This window comes from Rosenbergiella australiborealis, from assembly GCF_018494035.1.
GTDB lineage: Bacteria > Pseudomonadota > Gammaproteobacteria > Enterobacterales > Enterobacteriaceae > Rosenbergiella > Rosenbergiella australiborealis.
This window is the reverse complement of record NZ_JABBFO010000034.1, coordinates 1-1,442: the sequence shown is the minus strand read 5'-3', so window position 1 is coordinate 1,442 and position 1,442 is coordinate 1. Positions and strand designations below refer to the sequence as shown.

Annotated in this window: 1 rRNA gene; it reads right to left on the bottom strand. The window is 52.4% G+C overall.

Features of this window, described 5'->3' with window-relative positions:
- Positions 1–22 precede the first annotated feature (22 nt).
- Positions 23–1,442, bottom strand: a 23S ribosomal RNA gene (locus tag HGT73_RS14565); the annotation flags it as partial.

Genomic DNA, 1,442 nt, shown 5'->3' with positions numbered 1-1,442 from the left:
TCCAAAACGCCTCTGGCGTTGTAAGGTTAAGCCTCACGGGTCATTAGTACTGGTTAGCTCAATGCATCGCTGCACTTACACACCCAGCCTATCAACGTCGTAGTCTTCAACGTCCCTTCAGGACCCTCTAGGGGTCAGGGAGAACTCATCTCGGGGCAAGTTTCGTGCTTAGATGCTTTCAGCACTTATCTTTTCCGCACTTAGCTACCGGGCAATGCCATTGGCATGACAACCCGAACACCAGTGGTGCGTTCACTCCGGTCCTCTCGTACTAGGAGCAACCCCCCTCAATTCTCCAACGCCCACGGCAGATAGGGACCGAACTGTCTCACGACGTTCTAAACCCAGCTCGCGTACCACTTTAAACGGCGAACAGCCGTACCCTTGGGACCTACTTCAGCCCCAGGATGTGATGAGCCGACATCGAGGTGCCAAACACCGCCGTCGATATGAACTCTTGGGCGGTATCAGCCTGTTATCCCCGGAGTACCTTTTATCCGTTGAGCGATGGCCCTTCCATTCAGAACCACCGGATCACTAAGACCTGCTTTCGCACCTGCTCGAACTGTCACTCTCGCAGTCAAGCTAGCTTATGCCTTTGCACTAACCTCACGATGTCCGACCGTGATTAGCTAACCTTCGTGCTCCTCCGTTACTCTTTGGGAGGAGACCGCCCCAGTCAAACTACCCACCAGACACTGTCCGCAACCCGGATTACGGGTCTACGTTAGAACATCAAACATTAAAGGGTGGTATTTCAAGGTCGGCTCCACGCAGACTAGCGTCCACGCTTCAAAGCCTCCCACCTATCCTACACATCAAGGCTCAATGTTCAGTGTCAAGCTATAGTAAAGGTTCACGGGGTCTTTCCGTCTTGCCGCGGGTACACTGCATCTTCACAGCGATTTCAATTTCACTGAGTCTCGGGTGGAGACAGCCTGGCCATCATTACGCCATTCGTGCAGGTCGGAACTTACCCGACAAGGAATTTCGCTACCTTAGGACCGTTATAGTTACGGCCGCCGTTTACTGGGGCTTCGATCAAGAGCTTCTCCTTACGGATAACCCCATCAATTAACCTTCCAGCACCGGGCAGGCGTCACACCGTATACGTCCACTTTCGTGTTTGCACAGTGCTGTGTTTTTAATAAACAGTTGCAGCCAGCTGGTATCTTCGACTGGTTTCAGCTCCGCGAGCAAGTCGCTTCACCTACGCACCAGCGTGCCTTCTCCCGAAGTTACGGCACCATTTTGCCTAGTTCCTTCACCCGAGTTCTCTCAAGCGCCTTGGTATTCTCTACCTGATCACCTGTGTCGGTTTGGGGTACGATTCAATGTTACCTAGAGCTTAGAGGCTTTTCCTGGAAGCAGGGCATCAATTACTTCAGTTCCGTAGAACCTCGTCATCACGTCTCAGCCTTAAGACAGTCCGGATTTACCAA